Annotated in this window: 15 protein-coding genes; 8 read left to right on the forward strand and 7 right to left on the reverse strand. The window is 71.1% G+C overall.

All coding sequences use genetic code 11. The annotated features are described in order from the left end of the window. Positions 1 to 47 precede the first annotated feature (47 nt). Positions 48 to 1,646, forward strand: coding sequence for a hypothetical protein (locus OG230_RS33140; protein WP_328907447.1), 1,599 nt, complete (start codon positions 48 to 50; stop codon positions 1,644 to 1,646). A gap of 24 nt (positions 1,647 to 1,670) precedes the next feature. On the opposite strand, the gene OG230_RS33145 is transcribed toward OG230_RS33140, so the two are convergent. The 6 genes from OG230_RS33145 to OG230_RS33170 form a co-directional block, all read right to left on the reverse strand. Then, positions 1,671 to 2,060, reverse strand: coding sequence for a DUF779 domain-containing protein (locus OG230_RS33145; protein WP_328907448.1), 390 nt, complete (start codon positions 2,058 to 2,060; stop codon positions 1,671 to 1,673). 81 nt (positions 2,061 to 2,141) lie between these two features. Next, entirely contained in the window at positions 2,142 to 3,143 is a 1,002-nt protein-coding gene (locus OG230_RS33150; RefSeq protein WP_328907449.1) for a zinc-binding alcohol dehydrogenase family protein, read from the reverse strand. A gap of 50 nt (positions 3,144 to 3,193) precedes the next feature. Continuing rightward, positions 3,194 to 4,162 carry an MASE1 domain-containing protein gene (locus tag OG230_RS33155; protein ID WP_328907450.1) on the reverse strand — a complete coding sequence of 323 codons (969 nt, stop codon included), beginning with the start codon at positions 4,160 to 4,162 and terminating at the stop codon, positions 3,194 to 3,196. An 81-nt stretch (positions 4,163 to 4,243) separates the two neighbouring features. After that, entirely contained in the window at positions 4,244 to 5,071 is an 828-nt protein-coding gene (locus tag OG230_RS33160; RefSeq protein ID WP_328907451.1) for a PP2C family protein-serine/threonine phosphatase, read from the reverse strand. A gap of 137 nt (positions 5,072 to 5,208) precedes the next feature. Next, positions 5,209 to 5,832: an RraA family protein gene (locus tag OG230_RS33165; RefSeq protein WP_328907452.1), complete on the reverse strand. Its 624-nt coding sequence runs from the start codon at positions 5,830 to 5,832 to the stop codon at positions 5,209 to 5,211. A 44-nt stretch (positions 5,833 to 5,876) separates the two neighbouring features. Beyond that, the gene (locus OG230_RS33170; RefSeq protein ID WP_328907453.1) at positions 5,877 to 6,836 is read right to left on the reverse strand and encodes a LysR family transcriptional regulator; all 960 of its coding nucleotides are present in this window, start codon (positions 6,834 to 6,836) and stop codon (positions 5,877 to 5,879) included. A gap of 133 nt (positions 6,837 to 6,969) precedes the next feature. On the opposite strand from OG230_RS33170, the gene OG230_RS33175 reads away from it, so the two are divergent. The 6 genes from OG230_RS33175 to OG230_RS33200 all read left to right on the forward strand — a co-directional run bounded on the left by OG230_RS33175 (position 6,970) and on the right by OG230_RS33200 (position 15,333). After that, positions 6,970 to 10,476, forward strand: coding sequence for a M28 family peptidase (locus tag OG230_RS33175; RefSeq protein ID WP_328907454.1), 3,507 nt, complete (start codon positions 6,970 to 6,972; stop codon positions 10,474 to 10,476). A gap of 115 nt (positions 10,477 to 10,591) precedes the next feature. Then, positions 10,592 to 11,293: an alpha/beta fold hydrolase gene (locus OG230_RS33180; protein WP_328907455.1), complete on the forward strand. Its 702-nt coding sequence runs from the start codon at positions 10,592 to 10,594 to the stop codon at positions 11,291 to 11,293. Positions 11,294 to 11,388: 95 nt separating this feature from the next. Beyond that, complete coding sequence (locus OG230_RS33185; protein WP_328907456.1) at positions 11,389 to 13,035, forward strand: MFS transporter; 1,647 nt, start codon at positions 11,389 to 11,391, stop codon at positions 13,033 to 13,035. A 151-nt stretch (positions 13,036 to 13,186) separates the two neighbouring features. Continuing rightward, positions 13,187 to 13,348 (forward strand): hypothetical protein, encoded by a 162-nt coding sequence (locus tag OG230_RS33190; RefSeq protein ID WP_328907457.1) that lies wholly within the window; start codon positions 13,187 to 13,189, stop codon positions 13,346 to 13,348. Between the two features lie 90 nt (positions 13,349 to 13,438). Beyond that, positions 13,439 to 14,926, forward strand: coding sequence for a polyprenol phosphomannose-dependent alpha 1,6 mannosyltransferase MptB (mptB, locus tag OG230_RS33195; RefSeq protein ID WP_328907458.1), 1,488 nt, complete (start codon positions 13,439 to 13,441; stop codon positions 14,924 to 14,926). Between the two features lie 98 nt (positions 14,927 to 15,024). Beyond that, positions 15,025 to 15,333 carry a UBP-type zinc finger domain-containing protein gene (locus OG230_RS33200; protein WP_328907459.1) on the forward strand — a complete coding sequence of 103 codons (309 nt, stop codon included), beginning with the start codon at positions 15,025 to 15,027 and terminating at the stop codon, positions 15,331 to 15,333. Here OG230_RS33200 and OG230_RS33205 read toward each other — a convergent pair. After that, positions 15,276 to 16,226: a helix-turn-helix domain-containing protein gene (locus OG230_RS33205; protein ID WP_443051438.1), complete on the reverse strand. Its 951-nt coding sequence runs from the start codon at positions 16,224 to 16,226 to the stop codon at positions 15,276 to 15,278. The genes OG230_RS33200 and OG230_RS33205 overlap by 58 nt on opposite strands. A 97-nt stretch (positions 16,227 to 16,323) precedes the next feature. Between OG230_RS33205 and OG230_RS33210 the strand changes: the two genes are divergently transcribed. Next, entirely contained in the window at positions 16,324 to 17,832 is a 1,509-nt protein-coding gene (locus OG230_RS33210) for an alpha/beta fold hydrolase (RefSeq protein ID WP_328907460.1), read from the forward strand. Positions 17,833 to 17,845 lie beyond the last annotated feature (13 nt).

The following is a 17,845-nucleotide window of genomic DNA, read 5'->3' on the forward strand; positions in this document are numbered from 1 at the left end:
CTAGCGTCGGGCGACGGCGCGACCCCCGTCCGTAACCGAGGAGTCCCATGTCCCCGCTGTCCCTGCTCTCCCGCAGAGTGCACGCGCGCACCCCGACGCTGCTGCTCGCCCTCTGTGCCCTCACCCTCCTGGCGCCGGTCTCCCCGGCCGCGGCGGACGACATCCCCAAGGCGCCCGGCCACCGTCTGGTCAGCGGCTACGAAGGGGCGCCGGCCACGGCCGTGCCCGTCCCAGGGCAGGCGCCGCCGCAACACCCCTTCCTCGCCCCCAACGGGCGCAGCGGTATGCACGCGGACGCGGCGGGCAGCGGAACCCACCCGTTCCCGGGGCCGCTCGGCCGCGCCCCCGAGGTCGTCAGCGAACAGATCGCCCCGGTCGGCGGCGAGTGCGCCACCGCCACCTTCGACTCGGCGGGCCGGCTGGTGACCGTCTGCGGTACGTTCACGGGCTTCCTGCTCAAGCTCCTGGACCCGCGCACCCTGGACACCCTCGCCGAGTACAAGCTCCCGCAGCGCTCGTCGACCGTCGAGGCGATCACCAGCCTCGACTTCTCGAAGATCTTCAAGGACACCTCGGGCGGCGCCTACTTCTACCTCGACAACCAGGACCGGGTCGTCCTCGCCGACTCCCGCCAGCACGTCCTGCGCATCGCGCACGGACAGGACGCGGACGGCACCTGGCGCTTCACCGTCGAGAACGACTGGGACCTCACCGGCCAGGTGCCGCACGACTGCGCGAGCTGGACCAACCTCTTCCCCAGCGGCACCTGCGACCCGGTCACCTCCGTGATGCCCGACTGGGAGGGCCGCATCTGGTGGGTGACCCGCCTCGGACGGGTCGGCACCGTGGACCCGCAGACCTCCGTCATCCGCTCCGTGCGGCTGGCGGGGGAGGAGATCCAGAACTCCTTCTCCGTGGCCCGTGACGGCGTATCGATCGTCTCCGACCACGCCCTGTACAGCTTCACCGCCTCGGCGGACGGTACGCCGGTCGTCCAGTGGCGGCAGACGTACGACCGGGGGACCGGCACCAAGCCCGGCTCCGTGAACCAGGGCTCCGGCACCACACCCGACCTCTTCGGCCAGGGCGACGACTACGTCGCGATCACCGACAACGCCGACGACCGGATGAACGTCCTGGTCTACCGCCGCTCCGCCGCCACCCCGGACGACCGGCGCCTCGTCTGCAAGGTCCCGGTCTTCCGGGCGGGCAGCTCCACCACGGACAACTCCCTGATCAGCTGGGGGAACAGCCTGGTCGTGGAGAACAACTACGGCTACGAGAACCCGAGCACGCTCCTGCTCGGCCGCAGCGTCGTGGGCGGCGTCACCCGGATCGACGTGCGGGCCGACGGCAGCGGCTGCGACACCGTGTGGGAGAGCGACGTCCGCTCGCCCTCCACCGTCCCCAAGCTCTCCACGGCGAACGGCCTGCTGTACTTCTACGAGAAGGAGCCCAACGCCCTCGGGATCGACGCCTGGTACCTGACGGCCGTCGACTTCCGCACCGGTGAACGCCGTTGGCGGAAACTGACGGGCACCGGGCCGTCGTACGACAACAACTGGGCGCCCCTCACCATCGGCCCCGACGGTACGGCGTACGCGGGAGTGTTCAACGGCATCGTGGCGGTACGCGACACGGCGTGACCGCACGCCCCGGCTCGTCGGCAGTCAGCTGCCGACGAGCCGCGAGCGGATCAGGAACCGCACCCCTTCGGGAGCCTCCAACGAGAAGCCGCTGCCGCGCCCCTCGACCACGTCGACGATCAGCCGGGTGTGTGCCCACACCTCGTACTGACTCTTCGACATCCAGAAGTGGACCGGCTCGGCGACGCCGGTGACGTCGAGGGAGGCGAGCAGCACGTCCGAGTTCCCCGTCCGGAACTCACCGGCCGGGTAACACATGGGGGCACTGCCGTCGCAGCAGCCGCCCGACTGATGGAACATCAGCGGGCCGTGGTCCGCCCGCAGTCTGCGCAGCAGAACGGCAGCCGCGGGAGTGAACTCCACGACGGGAGCCGGTGCGTCGCCAGGGGCATGGTTCGTCTCGTGTGTGGTCACCTACGGGCCCTTCTCCGACCGCCAGAAACAGCTGCGCCGCTCCAGTGAACCCGCCCCGACGTTGCAGGAGGGTTGCGCGGCTCAGGAACGGCCGGTCAGGACCACGAGCTTGCCGACCCGGTGTCCCCGTTCCATGTCGGTGTGGGCGCGGCGGATGTCGTCGAGACCGTACGTGTGGACCGGTCCCAGGGCGATGTGGCCGGCGGCGATCTCGTCGAGGAAACGCTGGAGCACCCTGGCGGGCAGGTCGCCGCTCTCACCTCCGTAGGCGGTCAGCCGTACGCCGTTGGGCAGGTAACCGATCGGGTAGAAGTCGCGGACGGTCCACTGGTTGGAGAGCATCCCGGTGAAACAGACCGTCCCGTGGACACGGGTGGCGGCGAGCGTGTCGGGAAGGGTCGGGGTCCCCACCAGTTCGAGGGCGGCGTCCACGCCATCGGGGTGGAGCGCCCGGACGGCTTCGGCGACCTGGCCGTCGTCGACGAGGACATGGTCGACGCCCTGTGCCGTGAGGACCTCGGCGCGCCCGGGATTGCGAGTGGTCGCGAGGACGGTCGCACCGATCTGCTTGGCCAGGGCGGCGGCGGCCAGCCCGACCGAGGAGGTGCCGCCGCGGATCAGGAGGGTCTGGCCCGCGGTCAGATCCAGGCCGGTGGTCAGCGAGCCGTACGCGGTCTGCAGTGTTTCGGGGACCGCACCCAGGACCTCCCAGTCCAGCTCCGAGGAGAAGGGAATGACCTGGCCCACGGGGACGAGCGTGTACGCGGCGTACCCGCCGTCGTAGGTGCGGCCCATGTCGCCCATCATCGTCGCGACCTGCACGCCGGGGGCCAGACCGCTGTCCGCGTCCGCGGGATCGAGCCCGTCGACGACACCGACCGCCTCGATGCCCGGCACGCGCGGGAAGGTGACGCCCTCGGCCATGCCCAGGCGGGTGTGCAGTTCGGAGCGGTTCAGGCCGAACGCCTTGACGGCGATCCGCACCCAGCCCGGCCGGATGACCGGAACGGGGCGGTCGGTGACGACCAGATTCTCCACGGGTCCGGGTCCGCTCAGGACCACTGCCCTCATCGTGTCAGCCATACCGGGGATTCTGGCAGGACCGGGGTACGGAGGCAGAAGACGTGACGGTCTCACTGCCCGGGTGACCCCGGACGGGTCCCCCTGCCCTGCTCCGTGACCGTCCTCGCGAGCTCGACGCACAGCCGCTGGATCTCCTCGTGCGTGCGGTTGCGTTCGGTGATGACCGCGGCGAGGAGCAGGGCGGTGAGGGAGAGGGCGCCGTTGAACGCCTGGAGGGTGACCATGTTGGTCAGGAGATCGTGATGGGCGAAGGGACCGGTCTCCCGGCCTGCCGCGAGGATCGCGAGCAAGGAGACGCCCAGGGCGCACGGTGCCGCCCCCGCCTGTTCGAAGCGGAACGCGGCCCAGATCAGGAAGGGGAACACCAGGAAGAGCAGGGAGGAGCTGCCGCTGCCGGTCGCCAGGAGGGTCACGGTCAGGGTGCACACCACCAGGGCCGCCGCCTCCGCCCATCCGGCGAGACCGACGTCGCGCGGCCAACGGGCCTGCCGGAGCACGAGCAGGCAGGGCGTGACGAGCAGGACGCCCGTGGCATCGCCCGTCCACCAGACCGACCAGGCCGGCCAGAAGCCGTCGGCCGGGAGCGCCCCCGAGACGACCAGAGTGCCGCTGCCGACGGTCGCGCTGATCAGCATGGGACCCAGGGCGCCGAGGAAGACCAGGGCGAGTGCGTCGCGCAGGCGGTCGAGGTCGTTGCGGAACCCGGCACGGCGCAGCAGCAGGTACGAGCAGACGGGGGCCAGGGTGTTGCCTGCGGCGATCGCCAGGACGGACGCGGTCGTGGGGCCGATGGAGATGTTGACGGCGAGCGCGCCGATCGCGATTCCGGGCCAGATCCGCAGGCCGAACAGCAGCAGGGCAGCGACGGCGATCCCGGTCGGCGGCCACAGGGGCGTGACCTGGTCGCGCACCAGCTGCTGAAGCAGCCCGAGGCGCGCGGTCGCGTAGTAGAGCGCGGCGACCGCCAGAATCGCCAGAGCAGTGACCTTGTGCCGTCGGAGCCATGCGCTGTCCACCACAGCAGCATCAGACACCACGCCGCGCCGTCCCGGCGGGTCGGACGCGCCGACACCGGTGCCATGGGCCCTGCCGCGCCTCCGCTAGCCGGTGCCCGGCGGCCCGTCGTATCGGACGACGATCACGGCGGCATCGTCGTCGTGTCCGGTGCGGTCGGCGACCTTGATCACCTGTGAGGCGAGCGCTTCGGGAGGGGCTCCGCAGGCGGAGCCCACCAGCCCGGCCACCTCCGCCAGCCCCTCGTCGATCGGGTACGACGGCCCTTCGACCACGCCGTCGGTCAGCAGGACCAGGTACCCGGGTTCCCGCACCTGCCGGCGCATCACGGGGTACGTCTGATCGGGCAGAATCCCCAGAGGCAGCCCCCCGGCGTCCAGGGAGACTCCGGACTCTCCGGCGTCGGTGCCCCACACCATGGGGACGTGGCCGGCCCGGGCGATACCGAGCTCGCCGGTCTCCGGGACGAAGCTCACCAGGCAGCAGGTGGTGAAGAGATCGCAGCCCAGCGCGATCAGCAGGTCGTTGGTGCAGGTCAGCACTTCGCCCGGGTCGGCCGTGACGCTGGCGAGGGCGCGCAGACTCGCACGGGCCTCACCCATGAAGGCGGCGGACTCCACCCCGTGTCCCTGCACATCGCCTATGGCGATGCCCGCCACGCCGTCCCGCATCGCGAACGCGTCGTAGAAGTCACCGCCGATGGCCAGACCGTCCTGACAGGGGCTGTACCGCGTCGCCAGCCGGATACCCGGGAACCGGGGCAGCGTGGGCGGAAGCATGTGCCGCTGCAGGGCCATACCGAATTCGGCCTGGGCCCGCTGGATCCGGAGGTTCTCCAGGGCTTGATCGACAAGACGCCCAAGGGTGTGAAGGAGCTCCTGGGTGTCGTCCGACGCACGGCGGCGTTGTTTCATGACATTCCCGGGCATTTCGAAATGGCTCTGATCAAACCCTAAGCCCATTGAACGGCTGCTACCCACCCCACCCTCTCGGTGTTCCGGACGGTTCGCTGCGTCCGGCCCGGAGGTGTCCGGTGCGGGCACGGGGGCGATCAGCCCTCGAAACCGTTCTCGGCCAGGATCGCCTCGATACGGGCGCGGTGGGTCGCCTCCCAGGCGTCGAGGGACTCGTCCGCCTCCTTGGCCTCCTTCGCCCGGGCGTCGGCGAGCACCTGCTCCCGACGGGCGCCCGGGGTCACGACGATGCCCTCCTCGTCCGCCACCACGATGTCGCCGGCGCTCACCCGTACGCCGCCGCACCGCACCTCACCGTTGAGCGGCGCCACGCCCGTCTTGGCCCCCGGGACGGGAACGACGCCCCTGGCGAAGACCGGGAAGCCCATCTCGCGTACCTCGGCGAGGTCACGGATCACGCCGTCGACCACGAACGCCGCGATGCCCCGGCGCCTGGCGACCGCGCAGACGTTCCCTCCCGCCACAGCGAAGTCCACGTCACCGGCCTCGACGACGACGACCGAGCCGGGCTCCGCGCGGTAGATGGCGGCGTGCAGCATGAGGTTGCCGCCCGGAGGGCAGCGCACCGTGAAGGCCGGACCGGCGATACGTGGCATCGGCTCCCACAGGGGCCGGATGCCGATGTCCATGACCTGTTCGTGCCCGAGGACGTCCGCGAGGGTGGTGGGGGAGATGCTCAGGAATCCGGTGACGTCGCTCATGGTCTTCTCTCGCTCGGGTGACCTGGCATGGACACGAGGGCACCCTAATCCAGGGTCGGGTGCAGCTCCGGGCGGGCGTCCCACCAGGCGCGGTGGAAGGGGTTGTTGTCCACATTGGCCAAGTAGGCGCGGGCCGCGGCCCGGTAGAGGAGGTCCGCCTGCCCGGCGGAGACCGTCGAGCGGTTCCAGGCGAGACGGATGCGGCCGGTGACCGGTGTGCCGGCGAGGGGGCGCAGGACCGTGCCGTGCGCGTACGGAGCCGTCGGTTGGCTGAGGGAGACCGCCCGCCCCGCGGCGATCAGCCCGTAGTGCATCTTGCGGTCGGTGATCCGGTAGCGCAGGGAGGGGACGAACCCGGCCTTCGCGCACGCCTCGACGAGCGCCTCGGGCCCGCCGTCGTCGTCCTCGACCAAGGACATCCACGACTCCTCCGCGAGGTCCGCGAGCTCGACGCATGCGCGGTCGGCCAGGGGATGCTTCGCCGACATCCGTATGCAGAACGGCTCCTTGGGGATCAACGTCCGGGCCAGGACCCCTTCCGGCAGCGGGACTTCGTGCTCGTTGACCTCTCCGTACACGACGGCGTCGTACTGCCCCGCGCCCAGCATCCGGAGCAGTGAGGTCGCCGAGTGTTCGAGGTCCACGGTGATCTCCTGGCCCGACATCGCCAGATCCGTCTGCTCCAGCAGCCCGTCGACCAGCACCAGCAGAATGCAGCCCAGCCGCAGCGGCGCCCCGGTGACGAACGCGCGTGACTCCGCGCCGAGCGAGTCCATCTCGTTGAGCACCCGGCGCGCCTTGCCCAGCACGAACTGGCCCAGAGCGGTGGGTTCCACGCCGTGCCTGGTACGGACGAACAGTTCGCCGCCCGCGACCCGTTCGATGCGGCGCAGCTGAGCCGAGAGCGCGGGCTGGGACACCCCGAGCCGACGCGCGGCGAGACCCAGACTTCCCGCCTCCGCTATCCGGCAGACGGCTTGCAGATGCCTCAGTTCCAGCTGCATTTCAGCAGCGTACGCAGCGTGCCGTCGCCGCACCATAACCCGCGTCTTATGCCCGGCGGGATGTCCCCACTCGTCATGCTCACGCCCATACTCGGCGGCGACGAACCAGCCTCCCCCACGTCTTGGAGCCTCGATGAAGCGAAGAACGATGACGGCCGGTCTGACACTGGCTGTGATCGCCGGGCTGACGGGTACCTCGGTCGCCCAGCCGGTCGGAGCGTCGGCAGCCACCGCCGAAGCGCGCACCACCCCGCTCTCCCGTGCGGTCGCCGCCGCCGACCGGGCCGTCGACAGCGGTCTCGACACCCTGGTCAACTCCTCGCAGGAACAGTACGAGCGACGCCTCGTCACCCCCTGGGTGAAGGGCCTCTACTCCGTCGCCTACGAGCGCAGCTACCGCGGCCTGCCCGTCGTCGGCGGCGACGCGGTCGTCCTCGCCGACGGCGACGGCGACGTCCGCGCCCTCCAGTCCGCATCCGCCACCCGGATCGACGTGGCGACCGACCCGGCCGTGACGGCGAAGAAGGCCGAAACCGTCTCGCGGTCGAAACTGGCCGAGGTCGACAAGGTCCGCAGCAGCCGGCTCGTCGTGAAACTCGACGGCGCCGAGCAGACCCTCGCCTGGGAGACCGTGCTCTCCGGCCGCACCAAGAAGGCGCCCAGCCGACTCCACGTCTTCGTGGACGCGCGTACCGGCAAGGTCGTCGACACCCACGACGAGGTCTCCGCGGGCAGCGGGACCAGCAAGTGGAACGGTCCGGGACCGCTCACCATCGACACCACCAACTCGGGCGGCAGCTACAGCCTGCGCGACCCGAACCGGGCCGGACTGAGCTGCGCGGACTACAGCACGGGTTCGGTCTTCACGAAGTCCTCGGACTCCTGGGGCACGGGCAACCCCACCAGCAAGGAAACCGGCTGCGTGGACCTCATGTTCGCCGCGCAGAAGCAGTGGGACATGCTCGGCCAGTGGCTCGGCCGCAACGGGGTCAACGGCAGTGGCCGCAGCTTCCCCGCCAAGGTCGGGCTGCCCGAACTCAACGCGTACTGGGACGGCAGTCAGGTCACCATCGGCCGCAACAGCGCCAACGAGTGGATCGCGGGCGCGGACGTGGTGGCCCACGAGTACGGGCACGCCATCGACACCAACACCCCCGGCGGAACCGGCGGCCAGGAATCCGGACTCGGCGAGGGCACCGGAGACATCTTCGGTGCGCTGACCGAGGCGTACATGAACCAGCCGTCCCCGTACGACGTCCCCGACTACACGGTCGGCGAGATGATCAATCTCCAGGGCCGGGGACCGATCCGGAACATGTACAACCCGCCGGCCGTCAACAACGACCCGGCCTGCTACAGCTCCGCGATACCCGGCACCGAGGTGCACGCAGCCGCGGGACCGCTGAACCACTGGTTCTACCTGCTGGCCGAGGGCACCAACCCGGGCGGCGGGAAGCCGAGCAGCACCACCTGCAACCAGACCACGCTGACCGGCGTCGGGATCCAGAACGCCGGCAAGATCTTCTACGGTGGCATGCTGCTCAAGACCAGCAGCATGTCGTACAAGAAGTACCGTACGGCGACGCTCAGTTCGGCGAAGTCGCTCGACCTCGCCACCTGTGGGCTCTTCCTGAAGACGAAGGCCGCCTGGGACGCGATCAGCGTGCCGGCCCAGGCCGGGGACCCCACCTGTACGCCGACCGGCCAGAACAACGACTTCTCGCTGGCGCTGAACCCCTCGTCGGGCACCGTCCAGCAGGGCGGTTCGGTCACCACCACCGTGGCCACCAACACCACCACCGGCACGGCACAGTCGGTGACCCTCACCGCCACCGGCCTGCCGTCCGGGGTGACCGCCTCCTTCAACCCGGCCACGGTGCAGTCGGGCCAGTCCTCGGTTCTGACTCTCTCCGCCACCTCCAACGCGGCGCCCGGCGCCTCCCAGGTCGTCGTCAAGGGTCAGGGCGCCACCCTCTCCCACACCGTCGACTACACGCTCAACGTCGGTGGTACGCAGCCCGGCACCGACCCGCCGGACATCTCCGTCTCCAACGTCCAGTCCCATCTGGCGCAGTTCGGCACGATCGCCTCGCAGAACGGCGGCAACCGCCGTGCGGGCAGCGCGGGGTACACCCAGTCGCTGGCCTATGTGAAGGGGAAGCTGCAGGCCGCCGGATACACCGTCAGCGAGCAGTACTGCTCTACCTGCACCTACCCGTCCAACAACCTGATCGCCGACTGGCCGGGCGGCCCCGCCGACCAGACCGTCATGTTCGGCGCGCACCTCGACGGCGTATCGGCCGGACCGGGCATCAACGACAACGCCTCGGGCTCCGCGACCCTGCTGGAGAACGCCCTCGTCCTCGCCCAGAAGAACCCCACGATGACGAAGCACGTGCGCTTCGCCTGGTGGACGGACGAGGAACAGGGCCTCAACGGCTCGGAGTTCTACGTCAACCAGCTCACCAGCACCCAGCGCACCGCCATCAAGGGCTACTACAACTTCGACATGGTCGGCTCCACCAACGCCGGCTACTTCATCAACAACGTCAACTCCACCACCGCGGCCCCGCTCAAGGCGTACTGGACCTCGCTCAACCTCGCACCCGAGGAGAACGTCGAAGGCCAGGGCCGCAGCGACGACGCGTCCTTCCAGGCGGCCGGCATCCCGACCTCCGGCTACGCGGCCGGCGCCAGCGCCCGTAAGACCTCGGCGCAGGCGACCAAGTGGGGCGGCACCGCGAACGCCGCCTACGACCCCTGCTACCACAGCTCCTGCGACACGACCGGCAACATCAACGCGACCGTCCTGGACCGCAGCGCGGACGGCGTCGCGTACGCCGTCTGGAAGCAGGCGGTCGGCAGCGACACCCCGTCCCAGGACTTCTCCCTCTCCACCAGCCCGGCCTCCGGCAGTGCCCAGCCGGGCGGCAGCGTCACCTCGACCGTGAACACCGCCACGCTGAGCGGCAGCGCCCAGACCGTCGCCCTGTCGGTCTCCGGTGCGCCGAGCGGTGTGACCGCGAGCCTGAGCCCGACCTCCGTACAGTCCGGCAGTTCCTCGACACTCTCCGTCCAGATCGGCACCGGCGTCCCGCAGGGCACCTACACCCTGACGGTCACCGGCACCGGAACGGTCAGCCACAGCACGACCTACACGCTCACCGTCGGCGGGGGCGGCGGAACCTGCACCCCGCGCCAGCTCGTCGTCAACGGCGGATTCGAGAGCGGCACCACCCCGTGGACCACCACCTCGGGCGTCATCACCAACCAGACCGGACAGCCCGCGCACGGCGGCTCCTACAAGGCGTGGCTGAACGGGTGGGGCTCCGCCCGGACGGACAGCGCCTCGCAGTCGCTGACCATCCCGTCGGGCTGCGCCGTCCACCGGCTCTCGTTCTATCTGCACATCGACACCGACGAGACCGAGAACGTCGCCTACGACACCTTCACCGTGTCGGTCGGCGGCCAGACCCTGGCGACGCTGTCCAACCTGAACGCGAACACCGGGTACGCGCTGAAGACCTACGACGTCTCGCAGTTCGCCGGCCAGACCGTCACCCTCAAGTTCAACGGTGTGGAGGACCAGTCGCTCCAGACCTCCTACGTCGTGGACGACGTCGCTCTGGAGGTGAGCTGATCCGCACCTGAGCCCCCGACGGGCGGCGTCCGTCCCGGCCCCACGGCCGGGGCGGACGCCGGCCCGTTTCCACGACGGGGGGCCGACTGTCGTACCCGCCCGCTAGGTTGCCCCCATGAGCGAATTCGTACTTGTGGCGGGCGCGTGGCTGGGATCGTGGGCATGGGACGAGGTGGTGCCCGAATTGCGGGCCGCGGGGCACGGCGTGCACCCGCTGACACTGTCCGGCCTCGCCGAGAAGAAGGACCTGGCGGCCGGGCAGCAGACCCACGTCCAGGACATCGTCGACGAGGTGGAGCGCCTCGGCCTGCGCGACGTCGTCCTGGTCGGGCACAGTTACGCGGGCATTCCGGTCGGCCAGGCCGCTGAGCGGCTGGCGGACCGGCTGACCCGCGTGGTCTTCGTGGACGCCGTCGTCCCGGCCGACGGGGAGTCGTTCGCCTCCGTGTGGTGGGAGGGCAGGGAGAAGCTTGAGACCCCGATCAGGGAGAACGGGGGCTTCTGGGCGCCGCTCGCCGCCGACGACTACGCGGGCCAGGATCTGACCGGCGAGCAGATCGCACGGATCGTGGCCGGATCGATCCCGCATCCGGGTACCACGCTCACCGGGGCGGCCGAGCTCTCGCGCGACCTCGGAGAGCTTCCGGCGACGTACATCAAGTGCCTCCTCGACGGCCCCCAGCCCGGCGAGGACGTCGCCGAGCTGCTGAAGAGCGAGCACTGGCACCTCGTCACGATGGACACCGGGCACTGGCCGATGTTCTCCCGGCCGCACGAGTTGGCGGGGGTTCTGCACCGGGCGGCGACGGGCGGCTGAGCCGGGTCGGCCGAGTCGCGGGGCCGGAGGGCGCGGCTTAACGTCGGTGGGGTGAGCGTTTGCCGTGACCGCCGATCCGAGACGCAGGCCATGCCATGACGAGCTCCCACGCGAAACCCTCCGGATCCGCCGAAGCCCCGGAGCGGAGCCGCGGCAGTGGGATGGCGCTGTTTGTCATCGCCTCCTGCCAGCTGATGGTGGTCCTCGACATCACCATCGTGAACATCGCGCTGCCGCACATCCAGACCTCGCTGGGCTTCTCCACCGAGACCCTGTCGTGGGTCATCAACGCGTACACGCTGACCTTCGGCGGCCTGCTCCTGCTCGGCGGCCGGCTGGGCGACATTCTCGGCCGCCGCAGAGTCTTCATGTTCGGCATCCTGCTGTTCGTCCTCGCCTCCCTGCTCGGAGGTCTCTCGCAGGAATCCTGGCAACTGCTCGCCGCGCGTTCGCTCCAGGGCGTCGGTGGCGCCATCGCCTCGCCCACGGCCCTCGCGCTCATCACCACGACCTTCCGCGAGGGACCCGAGCGGAACCGGGCGTTCGGTGTGTTCGCGGCCGTGTCGGCGGGCGGCAGCGCGATCGGGCTGCTCGCGGGCGGGCTGCTCGTGGAGTGGCTCGACTGGCGCTGGATCTTCTTCGTGAACGTGCCCATCGGGCTGCTGATCGTGTTCGCGACCCCCCGCTACATCCGCGAGTCGGAACGCCACCCGGGACACTTCGACATCCTCGGCGCGCTCACCTCGACCGCGGGCATGGTGCTGCTCGTCTACGGCTTCATCCGCGCCTCCAAGGACGGCTGGCGCGACAGCGTGACCCTTGCGGCCTTCGGCGGCGCCGTCGTGCTGCTCGCCCTGTTCCTGATCATCGAGAACAGGTCGAGACAGCCCATCACACCGCTGTGGATGTTCCGCGACCGCAACCGCGCCGGCTCCTACGGCATGATGCTGAGCCTTGCCGCCGCGATGTTCGGAATGTTCTTCTTCCTGACGCTCTTCGTCCAGAACATTCTGGGCTTCAGCCCCTTGGGGGCCGGTCTCGCCTTCCTGCCGGTGAGCGTGATCATCGCGGTGGGTGCGGGAATCGCCTCGCAACTTCTGCCCCGGTGGGGTCCGAAGCCGTTCATGGTGGTGGGCGCGATCCTGGCGGCGGTCGGACTCGCCTGGCTGACGATGACGGACATCGACAGCACGTATCTGGGGAGCATCCTCGGCCCCATGCTGGTCTTCGGCCTCGGCATGGGCATGCAGTTCGTCTCGCTGACCCTGATGGCCGTGTCGGGTGTCGCGCCGCGCGAGTCCGGGGCGGCCTCCGGCATCCTCAACGCCACGCAGCAGGTGGGCGGCTCGCTGGGCCTGTCCATCCTGGTCACGATCTTCGGCACGGCCAGCCGCAACGAGGCCACCGACCAGGTCACGACGTTCATGGCGGAGGCGACCCCGGCCGAGAGGCTGGAGTTCAGCAGGACGGGTGAGCTGCCGGGAACCTGGGGCGACGAGGTGCTCGCCTCGGGCATTTCGAGCGCGTTCATCGGCGCCGCCGTGCTGGCGGTCGTCGCGGCACTGATCGCCCTGCTCGTCATCCAGGTGCGTCCCGCCGACCTGGAGCGCCTGCGGGGCGGCGGCGGCGTGCCGCTCGGGCCGGGCGAGGACGGGTCCGAGGCCGAGGCCGAGGCGGAGTCCCCGTCCGGCCCGGCGCCGCGCGGTTCGGCACCGCCGGAAGGTCCCTCTCCCGGCCCGTGACCACGTGCTTCCCGGCCGGGAGCGGCGCGCCCGCCCGGGACGTCCTTTTTGCGATACGGGCTGCGGCGCGTGGAGCGGAGCACGTACACTCGGCCCGCACTTGCGCCCACCGGCGGGGAGTGTACGCAACTGATCGACGGAGAAGTTCGACATGAGTTCCGCAGACAGGTCCGAGGCACCGATCTACGCCAGTCTCGTGCAGGAGCACGGAGATGTGCTGGCCGAGGTGCGCCGGGTGGCCGAGCAGGCCCTCCGTGACGCGGAACGCGCCATCGACTTCAGCGACCTCCGTGCGCCGGTCGCCTTCCGGTGATCCTGGCCACACCCGCCTGACCGATCCGTACCCGGCCGGAACGGCCCTCTCTCTGGGGATCCGTTCACCCGTTCGATAGGTTGACCGGTCATGTGGGCAATGAGCGCTGTCGCATACCGCCGGCTGGGCACAGCCGGCTCCGTCGCCGTCGTCACGGGGGGCTGGGCCGCCGGCGCGCTGCCGGCCCGCGACCCCTGGGGCCTCTGGGTGCCGCACGGCTCCGTGCTCACCACATCGGCTGCCGTGCTCGCCTACGTGGGGCTGACCCTCCTGGTCGTCGCCTGGTGGCAGTACGGCAGGGCCGGGGCCCCGGTGCGCGAGACGCTCGTCACGCTCGCCTGGTGGACGGCCCCGATGCTGCTGGCACCGCCGCTGTACAGCGCCGACGTCTACAGCTACATCGCCCAGGGCGCGATGGTCCTCGAAGGCCACGACGTCTACGTCGTCGGGCCCTCGGTCCTCGACCCCGCCGGACTCGGCGGCGACGCCGCCTCGAGCGTCGGAGGCCACTGGACGGACACCCCCGCACCGTACGGCCCGCTCTTCCTCGTCCTCGCCCGTGGCGTGACCTGGCTGACCGGCGGGACGATCGTGCCCGCCGTGCTCGGCATGCGGCTCATCGCCGTGGGCGCCCTCGTGCTGATCGTGTGGGCGCTGCGCCGCCTCGCGCGTGAGCACGGAGCGAGCGAGAGTGCCGCACTCTGGCTGGGAGCGCTCAATCCGCTCCTGCTCATGCATGTGATCGGCGGCCTCCACAACGACGGGCTGATGATCGGCCTGATGCTCGCGGGCGTGGTCCTCGCCCTGCGGGGCCGCTGGATCACGGGCAGCGCGCTCGTCGGGCTCGCCATGATGGTCAAGTCCCCGGCAGCCGTCGCGCTGCTGTTCATCGGCGTACTCGTGACGCGGGCGGCCACCGGGCCGTACGTACGCAGGCTGGCGAAGGGCCTGCTGGCCCCCGGTCTGGTCGCGGCTGCGGTCGCCGTCACGGCCACCCTCCTCGCCGGCACCGGCTTCGGCTGGCTCGGCACGCAGAGCGTCGCGGGCACCATCCACACCGCCCTCTCGGCCACCAGCGACATCGGACTCGGCCTGGGCCACCTGCTGCACCTGGTCGTCGGCACCGACCCGGCCGCGGTCAAGTCCGTCGTCCAGACCCTGGGACTCGCGGCGGCGGTCGCCCTCATCCTCCACCTGGGGTGGCGGGCCCTGCGCGGCAGCGTGGAACCGGTGCACGCCCTCGGTCTCGCCCTGCTCGCCCTCGTCGCCCTCTCGCCGATGGTGCAGCCCTGGTACCTGCTGTGGGGGATGGCGGTCGTGGCCGCCACCGCCTCGCACGGCCGCGCCGCCACGGTGGTGGCCGTGCTGTCGGCAGGGCTCGTGTACGAGACGCAGCCCACCGGGAGCACCCCGCCCTACGGCTTCGTCATGGCGGGCATCGCCTGCGCGATCGGCACGCTGCTCGTCCGCCGCGAGCGGAGAGCGCCGAACGGAGTCCGGCTGCCGGCCCAGCGCAGCGCCGAGCCCGCGGGCGCCGGGGAAGCCCCCGTCCGACGAGTGGGCTCCGGCTCCGTTTGACATGCGGGGGCCGGGTGGGAGGGTTGTCGGTGCGCCGGTTTCCGCTCCCGTGTCCGCCGGCGTGACCGCCGTGACGGCGACGCGAAGGAGGACGGACGATGAAGGGCGACCACTCGTCCCAGGTCTGCCGGCACCTCGACCGGGTGCGGTCCGTGCCCCCCGACAGCCAGGACACCTGCCCCGAGTGCGTCGCGCTGGCGGACACCTGGGTCCACCTGCGGATGTGTCAGATCTGCGGGCACGTCGGGTGCTGCGACTCCTCCAAGAACAAGCACGCCACCGCCCACTTCGCCGCGACCGGCCACCCCCTCATCCGCTCCTTCGAACGGGGTGAGGGCTGGTGGTGGTGCTACGTGGACCAGGTGTCCTTCGAGATCGAGGGCGCGCTCCCGGCCCGGCCGGTCTGAGTCTCCAGGGCGTCGAGCAGCCAGTCGTGTGCGGCACCGGCCGTCGGCTGCGCCGGGCCGGTGAGCTCGGCGACGAGCTGCCAGTACCGGTCGATACGAGGGTCCTGCGCGAGCACGCCGGCGAGCCGGTGGCGGAAGCCGGGCGTGTCACGGGTGCCGTGCGAGCGCGCATAGGCCGCGACGAAGCAGTCGAGCGCCTCGCCCTCCCGCGCCGGCCGCCGGTCCCGCAGTTCGGGCGACGCCAGCGCGAACGCCTCCCTGAGACCTTCGTAGAGCACGGCGGGGCGGTATCCCTTGTCGGTCCGGTGCGCCTCCGGCTGGCAGTGGGCGGCGGCGACGCGGACACCGGAGACGAAGGCGAACAGCCGGGCGAGGGACAGCACCTGCGCCGGGGTCGGATCGGCGGGCGGCTGCGGGATCGCCTGGTCGACGACCGCGGAGACCAGCGGGGTGGGCAGCCTCGGCGGCAGCCAGCGCCGCCAGAAGCGCGCCAGCACGGTGGTGTCGGGCGGGATCGGGAGGGCGCCGATCAGCAGGAGCCGTTCGGCACGTTCCGGCGGGGTGCAGTCCTGGAGCACCTGGAGGGCGGCCTCCCGCCAGCGCAGGGCGGCCAGCCGGGAGCCGAGCTCCCTCAGCTGTCCCGCGATGACGTCCTCCAGCGTGTCCTCCTCGTCGAGGACCCGGCCCACTTCCGGAACCGGCAGGTCGAGGGCGCGCAGGGAGCGGATGAGGCGCAGGCGGTCGGCTGCCCCGGGACCGTACCTGCGGTGGCCGCCGCCGCTGCGGGCGGCCTCGGGCAGCAGCCCCCGGTCCGAGTAGAAGCGGACGGTCTTGACGGAGACACCCGCGTGCTCGGCGAGTTCCCCAATGCTCCACATGCCGTCAGGCGTCAACGCTTGAACCTCCCTCAGGGGGAGTTACTACCGTATCGGCGAGGGCGGGCGGCCCACGCGGCAGGCCCCATGGACCACGGCGTGCGAGGAGACGTACATGACGGCATTCATCCTGGTGTCGGGAACCTTCACCGGTGGGTGGATCTGGAAGGAAGTGGCCGACGGGCTACGGGAGTCGGGGGCCGAGGCGTATCCGGTGACGCTCACCGGTATGGGCGATACCGGCCGTCCGGCGGATGCCGGGACGGACCTGGAGACACACGTCCAGGACCTGGTGCGGCTGATTGACCAGGTGGAATCGCCACAGGTGGTGCTCGTCGGCCACGCCTACGGCCTGTACCCGGTGCTCGGCGCCGCCGGTCTGCGACCCGAGCGCATCGCCCGGATCGTCAACATCGACGGGGGCCTGCCCCAGGACGGCGAACCGGCTCTCGGCCTGGTGCCGGACCAGGCCCTCCGCGACCGGCTGACGGCCGTGCCCGGTCCCGCCGGGGGCGAGGGGGTGATCGCTCCGCCCGCGCCCGGCGAGTGGCAGCGCTGGGGGAGTGTCGAAGGCATCGAGGCGGCGGGACTGGAGAGACTGGCCCGGCTCTCCGCGCCGCAGCCGGTGGGCACGCTGGTGCAGCCGCTCCGGCTCTCCGACGAGGCGGCCGAGCTGCCGATGACCGGAGTCCTGTGCACCGCCAACGGATCGAGCATCCAGATCGTCGAGTCCGTGGTCGGTTTCGGGGACCCGCGCTTCGGGGCGCTCACCCGCCCCGGCGTCACGTTCTTCGAACTCGGCACCGGGCACTGGCCGATGCTCTCGGCCCCGGACGAACTGGCCGCGGTGCTGGTGCGGGCCGCGGCGGGCGAGGGCCACCGGATCGCCGCAGCCGTGCAGGAACAGCCCGTACACCTGCGGCCGTTCCTCATGGACGTACCCGAGCGGCCCCGCGAGCGGTCCGGGCACATCGAGTTCCACCGGCCCGACGACGACACCCCACGCCCGGCCGTGGTGTTCGTCCACGGCGGCCCCTTGCCCGCCGACGCCCGGCCGACGCCGCGGGACTGGCCGACCCTTGTCGGCTACGGGCAGTACGTGGCGAGTCGCGGCGGGGTGGGGGTGACGCTCGACCACCGGCTCCACGACTTCACCGACTACGGGCGGGCCGCCCAGGACGTCGTCGACGCCGTCGAGCTCGTACGCGCCGATCCGCGCGTCGACGGGGAGCGTGTGGCGCTCTGGTACCTCTCCGGCGGGGGCATGCTCGCGGCGGACTGGCTCGCCGCGCCCCCGCCGTGGCTGCGGTGTGTGGCGGCGAGCTACCCGGTGCTCGCCCCGCTGCCCAACTGGAAGCTCGTCGACCCCCGGTACCGGCCTTCGGAGACGGTGCGCGGCGCCGGGCACCTGCCGATCGTGCTGACCCGGGTCGGCCTGGAGCGGCCCGAGATCATGGCGACGGTCGACGAGTTCCTGGCCGCCGCCAAGGAGTGCGGGGCGAACATCGAGGTCGTCGACGTGCCCTCGGCCCACCACGCGTTCGAGGCGATCGACCACACCGAGGAGGCACGCGGGGCGGTGGAGTACGCGGTCCGCACCGTGCTGGGGCACCTGCGGAGCTGAGCCGCCTCCGTAC

Source organism: Streptomyces sp. NBC_00234 (genome assembly GCF_036195325.1).
Lineage (GTDB): Bacteria > Actinomycetota > Actinomycetes > Streptomycetales > Streptomycetaceae > Streptomyces.

Excerpts from the sequence above, each read along its gene's own strand:
- OG230_RS33175 (WP_328907454.1), top strand. The coding sequence starts at position 6,970 with ATGAAGCGAAGAACGATGACGGCCGGTCTGACACTGGCTGTGATCGCC.
- OG230_RS33190 (WP_328907457.1), top strand. The coding sequence starts at position 13,187 with ATGAGTTCCGCAGACAGGTCCGAGGCACCGATCTACGCCAGTCTCGTG.
- OG230_RS33210 (WP_328907460.1), top strand. The coding sequence starts at position 16,324 with ATGACGGCATTCATCCTGGTGTCGGGAACCTTCACCGGTGGGTGGATC.
- OG230_RS33170 (WP_328907453.1), bottom strand. The coding sequence starts at position 6,836 with ATGCAGCTGGAACTGAGGCATCTGCAAGCCGTCTGCCGGATAGCGGAG.
- OG230_RS33200 (WP_328907459.1), top strand. The coding sequence starts at position 15,025 with ATGAAGGGCGACCACTCGTCCCAGGTCTGCCGGCACCTCGACCGGGTG.
- mptB (WP_328907458.1), top strand. The coding sequence starts at position 13,439 with ATGTGGGCAATGAGCGCTGTCGCATACCGCCGGCTGGGCACAGCCGGC.
- OG230_RS33140 (WP_328907447.1), top strand. The coding sequence starts at position 48 with ATGTCCCCGCTGTCCCTGCTCTCCCGCAGAGTGCACGCGCGCACCCCG.
- OG230_RS33160 (WP_328907451.1), bottom strand. The coding sequence starts at position 5,071 with ATGAAACAACGCCGCCGTGCGTCGGACGACACCCAGGAGCTCCTTCAC.
- OG230_RS33165 (WP_328907452.1), bottom strand. The coding sequence starts at position 5,832 with ATGAGCGACGTCACCGGATTCCTGAGCATCTCCCCCACCACCCTCGCG.
- OG230_RS33180 (WP_328907455.1), top strand. The coding sequence starts at position 10,592 with ATGAGCGAATTCGTACTTGTGGCGGGCGCGTGGCTGGGATCGTGGGCA.
- OG230_RS33185 (WP_328907456.1), top strand. The coding sequence starts at position 11,389 with ATGACGAGCTCCCACGCGAAACCCTCCGGATCCGCCGAAGCCCCGGAG.
- OG230_RS33150 (WP_328907449.1), bottom strand. The coding sequence starts at position 3,143 with ATGGCTGACACGATGAGGGCAGTGGTCCTGAGCGGACCCGGACCCGTG.